The organism is Kitasatospora nipponensis, from assembly GCF_039528135.1.
GTDB classification, from domain to species: domain Bacteria; phylum Actinomycetota; class Actinomycetes; order Streptomycetales; family Streptomycetaceae; genus Kitasatospora; species Kitasatospora nipponensis.
This window is the reverse complement of sequence record NZ_BAAALF010000633.1, coordinates 1-807: the sequence shown is the minus strand read 5'-3', so window position 1 is coordinate 807 and position 807 is coordinate 1. Positions and strand designations below refer to the sequence as shown.

The 807-nt window shown below is 67.2% G+C and carries 2 protein-coding genes; one reads left to right on the top strand and one right to left on the bottom strand.

What is annotated here, in order from left to right; all coding sequences use genetic code 11:
- The coding region (locus ABD323_RS42395; protein WP_344447389.1) for an NUDIX hydrolase at window positions 1–283 on the bottom strand (283 nt) is incomplete at its 3' end.
- Window positions 284–300: 17 nt separating this feature from the next.
- Between ABD323_RS42395 and ABD323_RS42390 the strand changes: the two genes are divergently transcribed.
- On the top strand, window positions 301–807 hold a 507-nt coding region (locus tag ABD323_RS42390), incomplete at its 3' end, for a GntR family transcriptional regulator (protein ID WP_344447388.1).

Sequence of the window (807 nt, the reverse complement as noted above, 5' to 3'; positions counted from 1 at the left end):
GGAAGACCAGGGCGACGATGCCACGGGTCATGTTCTTGTAGACCCCGGTCAGCCGGTCCACGGTGACCTTGATGCCGGTCTCCTCGTAGATCTCCCTGCGAACGCCGTCCTCGACCGTCTCGCCGAGTTCGAGCACGCCGCCCGGGGGCTCCCAGGTTCCGTTGTCGGCCCGGCGGATAGCCAGGACTCGGCCGTCCTCACGGACCACGACGCCGGCCACCGACACGGAGTGGAGCGGCGTTGACGGGGCTTCTCGGCGGCTGCTACTCATGTACAGGAGGATAGGAGAACAGAAGGACTATGGCGAGCGGTGAAGCGGCCTCTACGGCCAAGGCGAAGTATCTGCAGATCGCGGACGACATTGCGGCGCAGATCCGCTCCGGAGCGTTGGCACCTGGTGCAGCGGTGCCCAGTGAAACCGAGCTGATGGCAAGGTACGGCGTCGCATCCGGCACGGTGCGGAAGGCGATTGCCGAACTGCGGACGATGCAGTTGATCGAGACTCACCACGGCCGCGGCTCCTTCGTCCGCTCTCGCCCTCCGGTGCAGCGCAAGTCCTCGGACCGGGTCCGTCGTGCCCACCGGCTTGCCGGGAAGGCGGCCTACCTGGCTGAGGCGGAGCAGTCCGGCGGCATCCCATCGGTGAACGTGCTCTTCGTAGGGCCGGAGGACGCTCCACCGGACATCGCTGAGCGGCTGGGGGTCAAGCCTGGCGCCAAGGTGCTGGCACGCAAGCGGCGGTACTTCCGAGACGGGACACCCACCGAGGAAGCCACCTCCTACCTGCCCTGGGACGTCGTCAAGGAC